Origin of the sequence: Cupriavidus numazuensis (assembly GCF_905397435.1) — a bacterium.
Classification (GTDB): domain Bacteria; phylum Pseudomonadota; class Gammaproteobacteria; order Burkholderiales; family Burkholderiaceae; genus Cupriavidus; species Cupriavidus numazuensis.
On the sequence record NZ_CAJPVI010000068.1, the window covers coordinates 22,778 to 40,074 of the forward strand.

Genomic DNA, 17,297 nt, shown 5'->3' on the forward strand with positions numbered 1-17,297 from the left:
GCTGCCGCGCGTTACAGCGCCATGCAGAGGTATTTCATTTCGAGGTAGTCCTCGATGCCGTACTTCGAGCCCTCGCGGCCCAGGCCCGACTGCTTCACGCCGCCGAACGGTGCTACCTCGTTCGAGAACAGGCCCGTATTGATGCCGACGATGCCGTACTCGAGCTGCTCCGCCACGCGCCAGACGCGGCCGATGTCGCGGCTGAAGAAGTAGGCGGCAAGGCCATAGATGGTGTCGTTGGCCATGCGCACGACGTCAGCTTCCGAGGTAAAGCGGACGATGGGCGAGACCGGTCCGAAGATCTCCTCGTCCAGCACGCGCATGCCGGGGGTGACGTCCGCCAGCACCGTCGGCGCGAAGAACTGCGCACCGGCCTCGTGCACGCCGCCGCCGATGGCGACGCGCGCGCCCTTGCTTACGGCATCCGCTACCAGTTCACCGACCTTGGCGACCGCCTTTGTGGTGATCAGCGGGCCAATCTCGCTGCCGGACGCGAAGCCGTTGCCCACGCGCAGTTCGGCGACCTTCTTGACGTAACGCTCGACGAACTGGTCATACACGGCGTCGTGGATATAGAGGCGATTCACGCAGACGCAGGTCTGGCCGGCGTTGCGGTACTTGGCCTGGATGGCGCCCTCGACCGCCGCGTCGATGTCTGCGTCCTCGAACACGATGAACGGCGCATTGCCGCCCAGTTCCAGCGACACCTTCTTGACCGTGCCGGCGCACTGCTGCATCAGCAGGCGCCCGACCGGCGTGGAGCCGGTGAACGACAGCTTGCGCACCAGCGGATGACCAGTGAACTGGCTGCCGATGGCCGCCGCGTCGCCGGTGACGATGTTCAGCACGCCCGCCGGAATGCCGGCGCGCAGCGCCAGTTCGGCCAGCGCCAGCGCGCTGAACGGCGTCTCGTTCGCGGGCTTGACCACCATCGTGCAGCCGGCGGCAAGTGCGGGCGCAGCCTTGCGGGCGATCATCGCAGCCGGGAAGTTCCATGGCGTGATGGCGGCGCAGACGCCGATCGGCTCGCGCACCACCACCAGGCGCTTGTCGGCCGACGGGGAGGGAATCACGTCGCCGTAGAGGCGCTTGGCTTCCTCGCCGAACCACTCGATAAACGAGGCGGCGTAGCGGATCTCGCCGCGCGCTTCGGCCAGCGGCTTGCCCTGCTCGCGGGTCATGATGGCGGCGAGGTCGTCCTCGTTCTCGATGATGAGGTCGAACCACTTGCGCAGCAGCGCGGCGCGCTCCTTGGCGGTGCGGGCCTTCCAGGCGGGCAGGGCGGCATTGGCGGCCTCGATGGCGGCCACGGCACCGGCCTCGCGCATCAGCGGCACGGTGCCGACCAGCTCGCCCGTGGCGGGGTCGGACACGGTAACGGTGGCGGCGTCGGGGGCGTCGGTCCATTCGGCACCGATCAGTGCCTGCTGGCGGAAGAGGGCGTTGTCCTTCAGTTGCATTTGTCTGGTCTCCGTTTCGGGGTTGGCTTCGCTCTCCCGTGCGTGGGAGAGGGGGAGCATCGGCGCTCAGGCGCCTTCGTATTCCTTCGCCACCTTGCGGTGGAAATGCACGATGCCGTGCTCGCTGATGCCGCTGCGCTGGCGGTCGACCATGATCCGGCCCTGGCCGCGATAACCGCGCGACTTCAGGCCCTTCTGCACGCTTTCCACCAGGCGCAGGTCTTCCGGACGGAACACGTCGCGATACCACTCGACCAGCTTCTGCTGGTCCTCGGTCAGTTCCTTGTTCAGGAAGTAGATCTCGTAGTGCTGCAGCGTGACTTCGGCGCTGGCCGGGAACTCGTAGATCACCGTCATGAAGTTGGCGCCCGGCGGCACGTTGAACATCGTGCAAGGCCAGGCCCAGAAGCCGCTGAAGCTCGGGTCCTTCACGGACTCGTCCAGCTTGAAGGACTTTTCCGACGACTTGGCGTGGCCGAATTGCAGCGACCAGTTGTCGTGCAGCGTGTGGGTGTAGCGGTCGACCTGCACGGAGTCCGAGAAGCCGGGGTGTGCCGGGCCGCAGTGGTAGCACTCCATGTAGTTGTCGACGATGGACTTCCAGTTGGCCGGTGTCTCGGTCACGAAGCGGGCGCCGAGGTGGAGTTCGTCGATCACCGGGCAGGCGGCGCGCATGCGCGCTTCCAGGCCGGGCAGTTGTTCCTCGACGCTGCCGGCGTCCGGATTCATGTTGACGAACACGAAGCCGGCGTATTCCTCGACCTTGACCGGGACCAGGCTGGACTTGCTCTTGTCGAAATTGGGGACGTTGTCGCAGTTGCGGGCCAGCGCCAGTTCGCCATCGAGCTTGAAGGTCCAGGCGTGGTACGGGCAGGTGATGACGTTCTTCGCGCGGCCGCTGCCTTGCAGCAACTGGTGGCCGCGGTGCGGACACACGTTGTAAAAGGCGCGCAGCACGCCTTCGCGGTCGCGCAGCACGACGATGCTTTCGCCGATGATCTCGCGGGTCACGTAGTCGTTCGACTCGGCCAGTTCGCTGCGGTGGGCCACGCAGATCCAGCTATTGGCGAAGATCTTTTCCTTCTCGTACTCGAAGACGGCTTCCTTCGTGTAGTACGAGGCGGGCAGGGTCCAGGCGTTTTCGTCGTCAGCGCAGAAATCGGCGGGCAGCTTGACGGCGGCGTTGTCCAGGGTCTTCTCCATGATTCTGGTTCCTTTGGTTAATTTGTGGTTAAGCGTTAAATATTGTTTAACAACAAGGCGGAATAAAAGGCCCGCGGGCGGGCAAAGGGTCGATGTGTCGGAAAGGGGCGGCGATGGCGCCGCCCTGTCCATCAATTCATCATCAGATGTTGGCGACGGCAGCTTCGCGGTCGGTGGTAACTGTGGTCACGGTCTGGCTGTCGCCTTCAGGCCGGGCCGCTTCGATCAGGTGTGCCGGCGTGTCGGCGTGGTCCTGCAGCAGCCAGCGGAACAGGCCAAACAGCTTGATGCTGAGGATGACCAGGAACGGGATGGCGGTCAGCACCACTGCCGTCTTCATGGTTTCCAGCGACGCCTTGACGAACAGCATCGCCAGCGGCACCAGCGTCAGCATCACGCACCAGAACACGCGGCTGGTCGGCGACGGGTCCTGGCCTTCCTGCAGGTTGCGGGTCGTGGTGGCCGCTACGGCATAGGCCACGGCATCCACGTGGGCTGCGAGGAAGACGATCATGATCGCCAGGTACACGGCCAGGAACACCTTGCCCGCAGGCAGCGCGCTCAGCAGCATTTCCACTGCCGTCTCGCCGCCGTGCTCCTTCAGGATGCGCGGCACGTCGATGGCGCCTGACATGAACTGGTGCATGCTGTAGCTTTCCAGCGCGCCGAAGAAGAACCAGCATCCGACGCTACCGCCCAGCATCAGCGCGTAGATGACTTCCTTGATCTTGCGTCCCTTGGACACGCGCGCCACGAACATTGCCACGCCCGGCGAGTACGACACCCACCACAGCCAGTAGAACACCGTCCAGCCGCGGCTGAAGGCACCGTCGCCGGTCGGGTCGGTGAACAGGCTCATGTGGACGTAGTTCTGCAGCATCAGGCCCAGGCCGTTGACGATGTTGTTGCCGGCGAACAGGGTCGGCCCGATGGCAAACACGACCGCGGCCAGCAGCAGCGCGCCCCAGCAAACCATATGGCTCAGGCGCTGCATGCCGCCGTTGATGCCGATGTAGGCGCTCGCGGAGAACAGCACCGACACGCCGACGATCACGATCAGCTGCGTGACGAACGTATCGGGCACGCCGAAGAGCCCGGACAGGCCGCGCGTGAAGGTCGACGCGGTCAGCGCGATGGAAACCGTCAGCGCCCCGAACATCGTCAGCAGGAAGATCAGGTCCACCAGCCGGCCCACGGGCCCGGTGGCGCGGAAGCCCGTGATGGCTTCGATGATGGACGCCAGGTTCAGCCCCTTGTTCTTGCGCACGTGGAAGTGGTACGCCATGGCCAGCGAGGGCAGCGCGTACACCGCCCAGGCGCTCAGGCCCCAGTGGAAGAACGAGTAGCTGATCGAGTATTCCAGCGCCTCGCGCGTGCCGGTGGGCACGTTCAGGCCGGGCGACTGGTAGTAGTAGACCCACTCCATCACGCCCCAGTACATGGTCGACGACCCCATGCCGGCGCAGATGAACATGAAGACCCACGAGAGCGTGGAGTACTCGGGCTTGCCTTCGCCCAGGCGCACGTTGCCGTACTTGCTGAAGGCAAGCGCCAGGCAGGCGATGACGCAGCCGAAGACGAAGATCTGGACCAGCGACCCGAAGGAGCGCGTGGACCATTCGAAGAGGTGGGAGGCGGTGGCGGCCGCTTCGGCTGGCCAGCGAACCATGGCGATGACGGTGACCAGCACGGCGGTGAGCGTGCAGACGGTCAGGAATCCGTCGCGGCGGGGCGTGGACGTTTTCAAGTGAGTCTCCTCCAATGCGTCTTGGCGCATCGGTGCTTTGTGGTGGAACTTGTCTGTCCGGCGCGGGCTGTGCCCGTGTCGTTTTGATCGTCTTGCTTTTGTCTTGCTTTTTGTAAACCAGTGGTTTACAATAACTATTGGTTTACACAAACTTTAGGCAAGATTCCGGACATGCACAAGCTCCGCGCGGAAAAAAATTTCTTGTGTGACGGATGGGCGGTCTTACGTTGCGGAGAAGGACGCACAAGGCGAATCGTGCGTCACGTCCCCGCGCAAGCCGCGTCAGAGGGCTTCGGCGATGGCCTTGCCCACGTCGCTCGTGCCGGCCTTGCCGCCGGCATCCGGCGTCAGCGGGCCTTCGCGCAGCACAGTCTCGATCGAGGCAAGGATGGCGTCATGCGCCTGGCGTCCTGCTTCACCGCCGAGGAAATCCAGCATCATCGCGCCCGACCAGATCATGCCGATGGGGTTGGCGATCTGCTTGCCGAAGATGTCCGGCGCCGAGCCGTGCACCGGTTCGAACAGCGAGGGAAACTTGCGCTCCGGGTTCAGGTTGGCCGAGCCCGCCAGGCCGATGGTGCCGGTGCAGGCCGGGCCGAGGTCGGAGAGCAGGTCGCCGAACAGGTTGGAGGCGACCACCACGTCGAAACGCTCGGGCTGGAGCACGAAGCGGGCGCACAGGATGTCGATGTGCTGGCTGTCCCATTTGACCTCGGGGTATTGCGCACCCATCGCGGCGGTGCGCTCGTCCCACCAGGGCATGCTGACGGCAATGCCATTGGACTTGGTGGCCGACGTGAGCTTTTTGCGCGGACGGGATTGCGCCAGTTCGAACGCGTACTTCAGGATGCGATCGGTACCGTGGCGGCTGAAGATCGACTGCTGCATCACGAGCTCGCGCTCGGTGCCCTCGTACATGCGCCCGCCGACGGAGCTGTACTCGCCTTCGGTGTTCTCGCGGACCACGTAGAAGTCGATATCGCCGGGCTTTTTGCCGGCCAGCGGGCAGGGCACGCCAGGCAGCAGGCGCACGGGGCGCAGGTTGACGTACTGGTCGAATTCGCGGCGGAATTTGAGCAGCGAACCCCACAGCGAGATGTGGTCGGGTACCTTGTCGGGCCAGCCCACGGCGCCGAAGTAGATGGCGTCGAAGCCGTCGAGCTGCTGCTTCCAGTCGTCCGGCATCATCTTGCCGTGGCGCAGGTAGTAGTCGCAGTTGGCCCATTCGAAGTGGCGCACTTCAATGGGCAGGTTGAACTTGCGCGCGGCGGCTTCGACGACGCGCAGCCCTTCGGGCAGGACTTCGTTGCCGATACCGTCGCCTGCGATGGCGGCGATCCGGAACGAAGCTGGAGATGGTTTGGTCATGGCGGTGTCTCGCTCGGGTCTGGTGTGTCTGGTGGTCTGGACGCGATCGAGGATGCCGGGAAACTGCGCGCGGATCATCCGCGCAAGCGTGGATACAGGAAACACGAATCGTGAATAATCTGCCCCCACTGGAAGACCTGCGGGTGTTCTGCCTGGTCGCGCAGCGCGCCAGCTTCGTGGCCGCTGCGGAGGAACTGGGCAACTCGCCGGCCTATGTCAGCAAGCGCGTGAAGGCGCTCGAGCAGGCGATGGGTGCGCAACTTCTGCATCGGAGCACGCGCCAGGTATCGCTGACCGAAAGCGGCGACCGCGTGTGCCGCTGGGCGCGCCACATGCTTGACGAAATCGGCCAGTTGATGGACGACGTCTCCGCAGGCGGCGGTGCGCCGCGCGGGCTGGTGCGGATCGGCAGCAGCGTGGGCTTCGGCAGGCGCCATGTCGCGCCGCTGATCTCGACGCTGTGCGATGAATTCCCAGGGCTGGAAATCCGCTTCGACGTGTTCGACAAGCTGGTCGACCTCGTGGCCGAGGGGATCGACCTCGACATCCGCATCGGCAATGACATCGCCCCGCACCTGATTGCCCGCCGGCTGGCGCGCAACTGGCGGGTATTGTGCGCAGCCCCTTCGTATCTCGCGGCGCGCGGCGTGCCGCAGACCCCCGATGCGCTGGCGCAGCACGACTGCCTTGTGACGAAAGAGCGCGATCATCCGTTCGGCATCTGGCGCCTGACCGGGCCGGACGGCGATCGCAACGTCAAGGTCGGCGGGCGCCTGTCGTCCAATCACGGGGAGATCGTCACGGGTTGGGCGTTGGCCGGGCGCGGCATCATGCTGCGCTCGATGTGGGACGTGAAACCTGACCTCGAAGCCGGCCGCCTCGTGCAGGTGCTGCCCGATTACCGGCAAGACGCGGATATCTGGGCGGTGTATCCTTCGCGCCTTTCCGGCTCTGCACGGCTGCGCGCCTGCGTCGAGTTTTTCATGCGGCATCTTGGGGATGCCACCGGGGAATCCAGCACATGACAGAAAACAGCTTTGCATTCCGCCTCAAGGAATTGCTCGAACACAAGAAACTCACGCTGCAGACGGTGGCGAACGCGCTCGACGTATCGCGCCCGGCCGTCCACAAATGGACGAAGGGCGGCGAGATCGATTATGAAAAGCTCCGAAAACTGGCAGCGTTCCTTGGCGTTAACTGGATCTGGCTGCGATATGGCGAGCAGGCGCGGCAGGAGGCGGAAACATCGAGCGCGGTGGAAATCCCCATGACCGACATGCGCCGCCGCTACACGGCCGAGATCATGGAGAGCGAGGCGCGCATGAAGCTGGCACAGGAGGGCGCGCGCATCGTCACGTGGGAATGGAACCTGATCACGGATGGCGTGACGTACTCGTCCAACGTCGAAGCGGTGTACGGCTGGCGCATCGTCAGCAACGAGAACTTCTGGAAGCATGTGCATGCCGATGACGTTCCCATGATGAACGCCGCTTATGAGGAATCGCTGCGCACGGGCAAGGCGCACGAGTTCGACTTTCGCCTGTACCAGCCCGACGGCAGCATCCGCTGGATTTCGTCGCGCGCCACGCCGGTGCGCGAACTGGACGGGCGCATCGTCAAGATCGTCGGCATCAGCATGGACAACACCGCGCGCAAGCTCGCCGAGCAGTCGCTGCGCGACCAGCAGGCGCGCTTCCGGGCGGTCTTCGCGCTGACGTCGGAAGGCATGGCATTGCTGGACGGCGAGTTGCGCTGCGAGTCGGTCAATGCGGCGCTGGCGGAGATGATTGGCTGCGATGCCGGTGCGCTGCTGGGTGGCGGCCTCGCCGAACGCCTGGCCGACGGCGGGGCGCGTCTGCGCAAAATGACGCGCGCCAGGCCGCAGGCGAAGTTCGATACCGAGCTGCAACGCGCGGACGGAAGCGGGCTGGCGGTGATGGTCCGTGCGACGCTGGAGCGCAGCGAGGACAGCGCGTCGTACTACGCGCTGGCGATCCGCGCCGCGTGATGGGTGAGAAAGCGCGAGTTTGCCGAAGACGGGCTGCGGCCAGCAAATCGGGAGATGGGATAACGGGCAGCTAAGTCACCGCGTTTTCGCCCAGCGGTCGAAGGCAGCACAGCCCAGCAGCACCGCACTGGTGACGAAGAACACCGCGCGCATGCCGACATGCACGCCGATCTGGCCACCGATCAGCGGACCCGTCACCTGGCCGGCAAACTGCGCCGACTGCAGGTAGCCGAGCATCTTGCCTGACTGGTGTTCCTTTGTCGCCTGCCGCACAAGCTTGCCGATCGCCGGCAGCAATCCAGCTACCGTCATGCCCATGAGGCCACGCAAAATAGCGAGGGTCCACCAGTTTGTGACGAACGCCTGCGGAATCATGACGATAGCGGTGGCGACCAGGCAGCCGATGATCACGCGCCAGGCCCCGAGGCGGTCAGCCAGTGCGCCGAGCCGGGAAGCCGTCAAGACGCTGCCGAGCGCCGAGCTCGCCATGACGATGCCGGCAATGGTCGACAGTTGCGCACGGGGTACGCCGAGTTGACCGATGTAGACGGTGATAATTGGCTCGATCGACATGTTGGAAAACAGCACCATGGTCGCTGTAACGAGCAACGCGACCAGCGGAACGCGCGAACTGCGCTCGTGCCTATCCGCCATAGCCTCATGGGACGCTGTCCTTTTCGCCGGTCGCCTGAAGTCCTCGCGTACCAGAAATATGGTCAGAAGCGCAGCCACCGAGATCATCGCGCCACCCGCGAAAAAGGTGCCGCGGATGCCGATCAGGTTCGGCAGCAGGCCGCCGACAAGCGGACCCACCAGATTGCCCACCAGTGCGCCACTGGACAGCACGCCCAGCGCCCATCCCGCGCGTTCGGCCGGCGCCTGCGTGCCAATCATGACGGTGGCCGCCGAAGCATAGCCGCCGATGAGGCCTGCCGCAAAACGCAGGGCGACGAGTTCGTAGATGTTATGCGCCAGGCCGATCATCGACATGACGATGGCCATGCCCACCGCCGCGCGAACCAGCATGGGCTTGCGCCCGAAGCGATCGGCCAGCCGCCCCCATAGCGGCGCGGTCACGGCCGTTGCCAGGAAGGTCACGCCGAAGGCGACGCCGGACCATTGGACGATTTCGTTCTGCGCTGTGATGCCAAGCTGCTCGACATAGAGTGGCAGGAATGGCAGCAGCATGCTGAGACTGACCAGCGTGGTAAACGACCCGAAAGTCGCCACGGCCAGGTTGCGTTTCCAGTACGAGGCGTTGCGGTCCGCGTAGTTGGCTCCCGAATGGGCTTCACGGGCAGAGATGGCGCTGATGGGATTCGGCATGGCAAAAGGTTGTGATCAGTGGACCGAGATCACGTCCTGGCCGGACATGCCACAAGTTCCGCGCGCCATCCCCGATGGCCGCCATGGCAAGGCGGATTTTGCTCAGGGCCCGAGTGAATGGCTGGAATCGTGACGAAGTAATCGATCGGTACTTGCCATTGTGGTCTCCCCGTTCCAGGAGATCATCCGGGTTGGCGGCAAATCAGTTGTTCCGCTGCATTGACAGTGCGTCTGCGCGGCGCGGATCAGGCACATGTCGTGCCTTTCACGCCGTCATGTTCCGTCGGCGACCGTTCAATGCACGATGCGGGAGGGCTCGGCTCCCGTGCATCATCGATTCCGCGCCCTTCGGACGCTGCCTGCAGCGCCAGTTCATTGTTCTTTGTTTCGACACGGAGAACGTAGCGAGGCGCGTCCGCAAGCGCAGCCACTCAGGCTTCCTGGAATTCGCTTTGCGTTCGCAGAACCTTCACCAGGTGTTCGCCATGCATGCGCGCGTAGTCATGGGCAAGTTTCTCGGCTTCCGTAACATTGCCCTCGAGGATTGCCGTGGCCATATGCTCGTGCTCGGCATAGATGGCATCGGAGTATTCCATCAGTTTCGTGGTCATGAGGATGTACAGCATGACCGGGTCGCTGATCTGTCCGTACTGGGCGATGAGGCGACGATGGCGTGACAGGGCGACGACGGTCTTGTGAAAGGCCAGGTCGGCTTCGGCAATGCGCCTGCGGTCCTTGTTTGCGATAGCAGCTTTCAGTTCCGCCAAAGTCTTGCGAAGTTGCGTGCGGCCGGCATCGTCGATATTTGCGGCTGCCAGGCTGGCGGCCATCCCTTCCAGGTTGCTGCGCAGCGTATATAGCTCCCAGGCGTCTTCTGCCGAGAGCGATACCACTTCCCATCCGGTATAGGCGTGCTGGATCAGAAGACCCTCACTGGCCAGTCGCTGCATGCCAGCACGAACCGTGGAGCGGGAAAGGCCGATCTGGGTCGCAAGCGAGATCTCTGTGAGCCTTGAGCCGGGTGCCAGATCCCCGGAAAAGATGGCGTCCCGGATCCAGTCGGCAGCCTGTCGATCCAGGCTGCGCTTGTCGATTTCAATGCGAGTATTCATAGGTGCTTGACTTGGCAGGTGAGTCGGTCGCCCTCCGTCTCGCCCAGGAAATGGCGCTTCCGCGTCCGCCCGCCGCAACGGGAAGGATCGTTGCCATGATACCGCCACCTGGGTCATGATTGTTAATTGTTGCCAATGGATAACTGACAGTACCGAAGCCGCGGGCCGCAAGCCGTGTTGCCGTCACTTGGGCGAGCACTGCCTGGATCTTTCAGAGCCTCCCCGCCTCGCGCCGGACATCGTACGCTTGCAGATGCATCCAGCAGATTCGGTGCACCGTATCGTCGAGTCCATGCGCTCTGATGCGCCCAAGCATGTAACCCACGATGTGCTCGCCCTCGATCGGTGATTTCCTTTCCAGGTCGCGCAGTATTGACGGGACGTAGGCCGATTCCTTGTTGGCGAACAGCTGGCGGTACTCCGCAAGAAATGCCTCGGTCATCGGATAACCCTCTCGCCGGGCGACTTCGGCATGGATCGAGAGCACCTGGTAAAAGAGCTCGGTGCCGCCAGGCACCCGGGCGACTTCTCCAACGCTTGCGCGGAGGAGCGTGGTGACCGTGGCAACCGTGGAAAGGTGGACCAGTTTTTCCCACAGGTTGCGCATGATGTCGGGGACCGCGCTTGCCACCACGCTGTCCTGTGGAAAGGCGCGCTGCAGTGCCTGCACGCGATCGCTCATGACGCCCGACTGTTCGCCGAACTTGATGTAGCACCAGTCGTTCAGATGCTGGATCGTTCCATCGTTGTCGAGCGTGACGATGATCTTCGCCAGGCCGCCGAGCACGCGCTCGGACCCGAATACGCCATTGAGCTTGTCGATGTGTTCCATGCCGTTCAGTAGCGGCAGGATGGCGGTATCTGGCCCGACGGCAGGGCGGATGGCTTCGATCGCGGCATCCAGGTCATAGGCCTTGCTGGTAAGCAGCACGAAATCCCAGTAACCGTCGAGTTCCTGCTGCGTGACCGTCTTCACCGGTGCATGGAAATCGCCGTACTGGCTGCGTATGTTCAAGCCATCGCGCTCAAGAATCGCACGCCGCGCGGGGCGCACGAGGAAGGTAACGTCAGCACCTTGCTGCACCAGCCGGCCACCGTAGTAGCCTCCAATTGCACCAGCACCCAAAACAAGAATTCGCATAAGGTCCTCATCAGCAGATGGGTTATAGATGGTCAGGGCACGACGGCTGCTCGTACCCTGAAACCTCGGTCGACAGCGTTCAACCGCCGATTTCCTCTCGCAGCAAGTGCTGCGGCATGGCAGCCAGCAGGAGAACTGCCCCGAGTACCAGCGCTGCCGCGAAGGTGTACAGGCCGTAATCCAGCGAACCCGTCGTGGTCTTCACCAAGCCGAGCATGGATGGGCTGGCGAACCCTCCGATCAGTCCGATACTGTTGATCACGGCAATACCACCCGCCGCACCTGAACTGGAAAGATAGGAGGTCGGGATCGTCCAGAACAGGGGCATCGCGGTCAGAACGCCCAGCGTAGTGATCGAAAGCACAGTCAACGCGACGGGCAGGCTGCTATGCACGAACGTCACGGCCACCAGACCCATGGCGGCAACGATCATGCCGAGCGCGACGTGCCAGCGGCGTTCACGCGTCTTGTCCGAATGCCTGCCGACCACCACCATGCCGACGGTGGTGATCAGATAGGGAATCATCGTGAGGATGCCGATGTGCAAGGGGTTGGTCACGTGGTAGCTGCGAACCATTTCCGGAAGCCAGAAGCTGATGATGTAAAGGCCCGCAGCAATCGTGAAATAAACCACTGACAACGCATACAGCCGCGGATCGCGCAGCGTCTTCAGGAAGGAGTGGTCATGGCCATGTGTGTCCGTGGCGCCCACTTCGCGTGCCACAAGCTCTTGTTCCCTGACGGACAGCCAGCTGGCATCGGCAGGCTTGTCGGCGAGCACAAAGAGGACGAGCACACCGAGGATGACGGACGGGACCGCTTCGATGATGAATAGCCATTGCCAGCCATGCAGTCCGGAGGTGTCGCTGAGGTTGGTCATGATCCAGCCGGACAAGGGGCCGCCGATGATGCCGGATACCGCGATCGCCGACATGAAGAGCGTAATGATCTTGCCCCGCATCGCGGGCGGATACCAGTACGTCAGGTAGAGCACGATGCCGGGAAAGAACCCGGCTTCGAAAGCGCCAAGGAAGAAGCGGGCCACATAGAACTGCGTTGGGCTCGTGATAAAGGCAAAACTTGCCGAAATGACACCCCATACGACCATGATGCGCATCATGGTCTTGCGTGCACCAATTTTCTCGAGCAGCAGGTTGCTGGGCACCTCGAACAGGAAATAGCCAATGAAGAAGATGCCGGCGCCGAGGCCATAGACAGCATCCGAGAAGCCGAGGTCATGCTTCATCTGGAGCGCGGCAAAGCCGATGTTTACCCGGTCCAGATAGGCAAACACATAGCAGATGAAAAGGAACGGAATAATGCGCCGCGTGACCTTGGCGTAGACACTTCGGACTTCGTCGCTCGGGTGTATTTCCGCAGTGCGCTGACGCGCCGCGGAGGTGGAGATTGTTGTCATGATCCTGTCATCCGTTCAGATTGTTGTGAGGTGGGTGGCTTCCGAGGGGAGTCTGGTCGCGAGCATCCACGACAGGTCTCCACCCCGCCTCGAAAGCTGACTGGAAGTAGTAGGTAGCAATCAGGCGCGACGGGGAAAAGCATTCCCGCCGTTGGCATCGATTCCCCGTGCGCCAGCGGTTGGGCTCACAGACCAAGATGGCTGCGACGAACCTGCGGCGGATGGGCGCGCAAGGCCTCTTCGATAGGGTCGCAGCCCCATCCCGGCGCGTCCGGAACTTGAATGGCACCATTCACGATCTCGGGCGTACGGGTGAACAACTGGTCGTCCCAGGCCAGCCGATCGACGTCAACTTCCATCACGCGCAGGTTTGGCACCGCCGCCGCGAAATGGACGTTCATCATGGTCGACAGGTGGCTATAGAAGTTGTGCGGAGCGATGTTGACGTCAAAGGCGTCTGCCACGCTGGCGATCTTCATGGCTTGCCACACGCCATTCCAGACTGCGTCGACGATGGCCACATCCATTGACTGCGCCTGGAAATAGGGCAGGAACTGGCGGATGCCAAAGAGCGTTTCGCACGCTGCAATCGGTGCGTGGCTCCGTTGGCGGATGTATGCCATGGCATCCGGATTGTAGATATCGAGTTCTACCCAGAAGAGGTCGAAGTCCTTGATGGCGTTGATGAGCGAGAGATAGCCCTCTGTACGCGCGTTGAAATTCAGGTCCACCAGGATGTCGACGTCCGGACCCGCACCATCGCGCAGCGCTTCGAGGTGCGCACGCAGATTGCGCAGCAATGCCTTGTCCACATTGAGCGACGGCGTGTAGGGCGAGCCGAAGCCGGCCATCCACTGTCGCGGCTTGCCGTTTTCATTGATAAAGAGATTGGTCTTGAGAGCGGAGATCCCGGATTTGCGCGCGTCCTCGCCAGCCTTCTTGACACCGTCCAGATCGACGATCGCCGGTGGGTAGAGGTTTGGGTGGCTGATTCGCCAGGTTGCGCAGTGAGACCAATAGATGGGGATGCTGCCCCGGTGCTTGCCACCCAGCAATTGATAGACCGGTACCCCGAGCGATTTGGCTTTCGCGTCGAGCAGCGCATTCTCGATTGCACCAATGGCCTCGGCGCTGAGCCCGTAGGGAGCGGGGCGCAGGGATGCCGCAAGCCGGCCATATGCCTCTTCGTGGTCATACACCGATTTCCCGACCAACCGCGCACCTAGTTGCTCGATGACCGCGGTCAGACCCGGCGGCCCGAACGATTCGTCATATTCGCTCCAGCCGACAATTCCGTCCGATGTCACCACCTTCAGGAAGTAGTAGTTTCGCCACCCTGCATCGCAGGAAATGGTCTCAAAGTGCTCAATACGCATGGTTCTCTCGTTCGTGACAACAAACAACAAACAACAAACAACAAATAATTGTTAACAATTAACGCGAAGCCTAGATGGGGGACGGCAGGGAGGCAACCAAGGTAAACCCGAGGTCGCCACGCGATTTCGCTTGGGTGGCGGCAGAGTCGTTACGGCCATCACTTCCCTGCGCGATGCATGAAAGCGCAGCGGAATCAGCCAGGCGGCAATTTCAGTGGAGCAACTGGCGCTTCGTAATCGCGCCAGGCACCCGAACACGCCTGCGCACCTCCAGCCTGAAGGCTGTATGGCTGACCGCCGGCGTCACTCGGACTGCTGCTGTTTCGTTGTAATCGATGAGCAGCCGGTGAGTTATTCCTTGATGTATCAATTCTTGTTCCCCGCGGGAGCTTCATCGAGAAAAAAGCTCAGCCTAAAGTCTGGCCGCGGACAACAACCGCATAACAACGATTCAAATCAAGGAGAAGACAAATGCTATTCACGAAACGGTCATTGGCATTTTCCACGGCCATTTTTACGCTTGCCGCAGGCGGAACCAACGCGTTTGCCCAGGCGCGAACGACACTACAGACGATTGATTTCCCGCAGGGTTACGAGACCATGGCTGTTATTGCCGAACTCGAGCCGGGCGGCTGCACGAGCCGGCACGCTCATCCGGGCATCGAAAGCGCCTATGTGCTGGAAGGGGAGGCTGTCGCGAAGTTCGATAATAAACCGGACCTGATCTTGAAAGCCGGGCGGCCGCTGCAATTCGGACCCCGGGAGATGCACACCGTGTGCAATACTGGGAGCGGGAAATTCAAGGCGCTCGCTCACTATATCGTAGAAAAAGGCAAGCCGTTGGTGTTGCATGATCACTGATATTGGTTGAATTACTTCAACAGCCATGCAATTGGTTTGCCTTGGCAGCTTTCGTTGTCATGTTTCGGCGCGGTGCAGAGCCCGGTGCGGCGATAATCCGCGAATTTTCCCAGAGGATTAATGGTCATGCTGAGACAAACAAAAGCAGTGGCGTCATCGGTGTTGATTGCCTTCTTGTTAATGATGGAAGGTGCATCGAGTGCGCACGCAGGAACTAAGCTCCCGGACCCCGTGAAGGCCGGTGTCGCCGAACAGCTCTTTCGACTGGATTGCGGCCGCTCGCTTGCGAACGATGAATCGGTATGGACGCCCGGCGAGAATGCCGGCCGCAGTATTGAATTCTCATCAACTTGCTGGCTGATAAGACATGGCAGCGACTGGTTGCTTTGGGATACGGGTGTTCCTGAATCGGCGTTCAACGATCCCAAGGGTTGGTCTACCTTACCGAAATTGATCGTCTATCACCTCGACAAGACACTGACGGATCAACTTGCCGAAATCGGGCTGAAGCCGGGTGATATCGGTCGGGTTGCCGTTTCGCATACGCACGGCGATCACATCGGCAATGTGAACCTGTTTCCTAACGCCGCAGTTCTGATGCAGCGGGCTGAGTATAGCTGGATACATTCCCCTAACGGATCGAACGAGAACGTAAATCAGTTGATGGCACTGGCGCGCAAGCTGCTGGGTACGCCGAAGAACTTGCAGCTTGTAGATGGCGATACCGATGTGTATGGCGATGGCAGTGTCGTTCTCATTTCAACGCCCGGTCATACTCCGGGCAGCCAGGCGCTGCTGGTGCATCTCAAGAATTCCGGCTTTGTCATTCTTTCCGGCGACGTTGTTCACCTGGAGGGGAATTTCGAGAGGAGCATAGTTCCATCCCTGAATACCAACAATCAAGAATCTGTCGCATCGATGAATAAAATCAGGAAACTCATCGAAACATACAAGGCGAAGCTCTTCATCAATCATGACAAGAAACAATCCGATCAGCTCAAGCTGATTCCTGCATTCTACAATTGAGGTTTGGGCGACCGGTCGCGAGGGCAATGCCGTTATGCTGAGAACTTATCGACCAGGAAATCGACGAATGCGCGGACCCGGCGTGTGACGTAGCGTGCGGAAGGGTAGAGCAGCACGAAAGGCCGGGTACTGCCGCCAAATTCTTGCAGCACTTCCACGAGCGTGCCGTCTCGCAAATCCTGTTCCACAACAAAACGGTACGTCTGGAACAGGCCTGCGCCGGCACGCACCAATGTCGCGCCACCGAGAATATCTTCCGAGGCTGCGTAAGAGCCGGCCGTCACGATATCCGTGTCCTCGTTGTTGACCTGGAACGTCCATGGGATCCTGCGGCCGCTGCTGGGGCGCTCGAACTGAATGCACTCATGCCTGGGCAGGTCGTCCGGCGACGCTGGCTTGCCGGCGCGCCGCAGATATTCGGGCGTCGCCACGACCACCAGCTCCGCATCTTCCAGTTTGCGTGCGATCAGATTCGAATCGTCCGGTGCGCGCCCGCGCACGGAGAGGTCGTAGGTGTCATCGGCAAAGTCCACGTTGCGGTTGCTGATGTGCACGTCGATTTCGACTTCAGGGTACAGCGACCGAAATTCAGGCAATACAGGCAGCACGCGATAGTGTGCATAAGGCGTTGGCAGGCTGATGCGAAGCCGTCCTGCCGGCGCGGTTTGCTGGCCGCTGATCTGCCGTTCCGCGTCGACCAACTGCGCCAATGCGGCACGGCTTTGTTCGAAATAGACCCGTCCTTCATCGGTCAAGCGAATCTGACGAGTGGTTCGCACGAACAGGCGCGCGCCGAGGCGTTCTTCCAGCCTTTGCACGGTGCGGCTGACCGCCGCCGGCGTCACGCTCGCGGCCACCGCGGCGGCGGTGAAGCTTCCGAGTTCGGCGGCAAGGCAGAACAGCTCGATGCTGCCTAGTTGGAGGTCATCGAATTGCCGTTTCATTTTCTGGTTTCTGTCGAAGGCGGGCCGGTGGTTTGTAGAGGCATGTACTGCATCCGTAATTCTCGACTGGATGTGCGTGTCACCGCAAAGGGAACACTGGGTGCAGCAGCAGTTTAGTATCGGGCGGTGAAGCTTCAGGCGGGCAATGGAACTTTGCCAAAACCGGACATTTACAACTTTGCCGCTACATGCTTTGACCGCATTCTTGGCACCTGTGGCCTGGTGTTGCGCTGGGCTTTTCCCGCCTTGTTGTATTTCAGCGGGAAGGCGGCCCGAGTTTTCGACAGGCCCCCACTTTTTTTGGCTGG

Annotated in this window: 14 protein-coding genes; 4 read left to right on the plus strand and 10 right to left on the minus strand. The window is 61.7% G+C overall.

The window, feature by feature from the left end; all coding sequences use genetic code 11:
• Positions 1-11: 11 nt before the first annotated feature.
• The 4 genes from KHO41_RS35350 to KHO41_RS35365 form a co-directional block, all read right to left on the minus strand.
• The gene (locus KHO41_RS35350; protein WP_211957880.1) at positions 12-1,460 is read right to left on the minus strand and encodes an NAD-dependent succinate-semialdehyde dehydrogenase; all 1,449 of its coding nucleotides are present in this window, start codon (positions 1,458-1,460) and stop codon (positions 12-14) included.
• Positions 1,461-1,526: 66 nt separating this feature from the next.
• Positions 1,527-2,663, minus strand: a complete 1,137-nt coding sequence (locus KHO41_RS35355; protein WP_211957881.1) for an aromatic ring-hydroxylating oxygenase subunit alpha — start codon at positions 2,661-2,663, stop codon at positions 1,527-1,529.
• 142 nt (positions 2,664-2,805) lie between these two features.
• Positions 2,806-4,410, minus strand: coding sequence for a BCCT family transporter (locus KHO41_RS35360; protein ID WP_211957882.1), 1,605 nt, complete (start codon positions 4,408-4,410; stop codon positions 2,806-2,808).
• A gap of 282 nt (positions 4,411-4,692) precedes the next feature.
• Complete coding sequence (locus tag KHO41_RS35365) at positions 4,693-5,778, minus strand: tartrate dehydrogenase (RefSeq protein WP_211957883.1); 1,086 nt, start codon at positions 5,776-5,778, stop codon at positions 4,693-4,695.
• Between the two features lie 110 nt (positions 5,779-5,888).
• Between KHO41_RS35365 and KHO41_RS35370 the strand changes: the two genes are divergently transcribed.
• On the plus strand, positions 5,889-6,803 hold the full coding sequence (locus KHO41_RS35370; protein ID WP_211957884.1) for a LysR substrate-binding domain-containing protein: 915 nt from the start codon (positions 5,889-5,891) through the stop codon (positions 6,801-6,803).
• Complete coding sequence (locus tag KHO41_RS35375; protein ID WP_211957885.1) at positions 6,800-7,786, plus strand: PAS domain-containing protein; 987 nt, start codon at positions 6,800-6,802, stop codon at positions 7,784-7,786. Before KHO41_RS35370 ends, KHO41_RS35375 begins: the two co-directional genes overlap by 4 nt.
• Before the next feature lie 75 nt (positions 7,787-7,861).
• On the opposite strand, the gene KHO41_RS35380 is transcribed toward KHO41_RS35375, so the two are convergent.
• The 5 genes from KHO41_RS35380 to KHO41_RS35400 all read right to left on the minus strand — a co-directional run bounded on the left by KHO41_RS35380 (position 7,862) and on the right by KHO41_RS35400 (position 14,158).
• Positions 7,862-9,112, minus strand: a complete 1,251-nt coding sequence (locus KHO41_RS35380) for an MFS transporter (RefSeq protein ID WP_211957886.1) — start codon at positions 9,110-9,112, stop codon at positions 7,862-7,864.
• A gap of 431 nt (positions 9,113-9,543) precedes the next feature.
• Positions 9,544-10,341, minus strand: coding sequence for a GntR family transcriptional regulator (locus KHO41_RS35385; protein ID WP_211957887.1), 798 nt, complete (start codon positions 10,339-10,341; stop codon positions 9,544-9,546).
• 94 nt (positions 10,342-10,435) lie between these two features.
• Positions 10,436-11,365 carry a 2-dehydropantoate 2-reductase gene (locus tag KHO41_RS35390; protein ID WP_211957888.1) on the minus strand — a complete coding sequence of 310 codons (930 nt, stop codon included), beginning with the start codon at positions 11,363-11,365 and terminating at the stop codon, positions 10,436-10,438.
• A gap of 79 nt (positions 11,366-11,444) precedes the next feature.
• On the minus strand, positions 11,445-12,782 hold the full coding sequence (locus tag KHO41_RS35395; protein ID WP_211957889.1) for an MFS transporter: 1,338 nt from the start codon (positions 12,780-12,782) through the stop codon (positions 11,445-11,447).
• A 185-nt stretch (positions 12,783-12,967) separates the two neighbouring features.
• Positions 12,968-14,158 (minus strand): mandelate racemase/muconate lactonizing enzyme family protein, encoded by a 1,191-nt coding sequence (locus tag KHO41_RS35400; RefSeq protein ID WP_211957890.1) that lies wholly within the window; start codon positions 14,156-14,158, stop codon positions 12,968-12,970.
• A gap of 471 nt (positions 14,159-14,629) precedes the next feature.
• On the opposite strand from KHO41_RS35400, the gene KHO41_RS35405 reads away from it, so the two are divergent.
• Together KHO41_RS35405 and KHO41_RS35410 are read left to right on the plus strand one after the other, a co-directional pair.
• Positions 14,630-15,019 carry a cupin domain-containing protein gene (locus KHO41_RS35405; protein WP_211957891.1) on the plus strand — a complete coding sequence of 130 codons (390 nt, stop codon included), beginning with the start codon at positions 14,630-14,632 and terminating at the stop codon, positions 15,017-15,019.
• A gap of 126 nt (positions 15,020-15,145) precedes the next feature.
• Positions 15,146-16,045 (plus strand): N-acyl homoserine lactonase family protein, encoded by a 900-nt coding sequence (locus KHO41_RS35410; RefSeq protein WP_211957892.1) that lies wholly within the window; start codon positions 15,146-15,148, stop codon positions 16,043-16,045.
• Positions 16,046-16,077: 32 nt separating this feature from the next.
• Here KHO41_RS35410 and KHO41_RS35415 read toward each other — a convergent pair whose 3' ends face one another.
• Positions 16,078-16,989, minus strand: a complete 912-nt coding sequence (locus KHO41_RS35415; protein WP_211957893.1) for a LysR family transcriptional regulator — start codon at positions 16,987-16,989, stop codon at positions 16,078-16,080.
• Positions 16,990-17,297 lie beyond the last annotated feature (308 nt).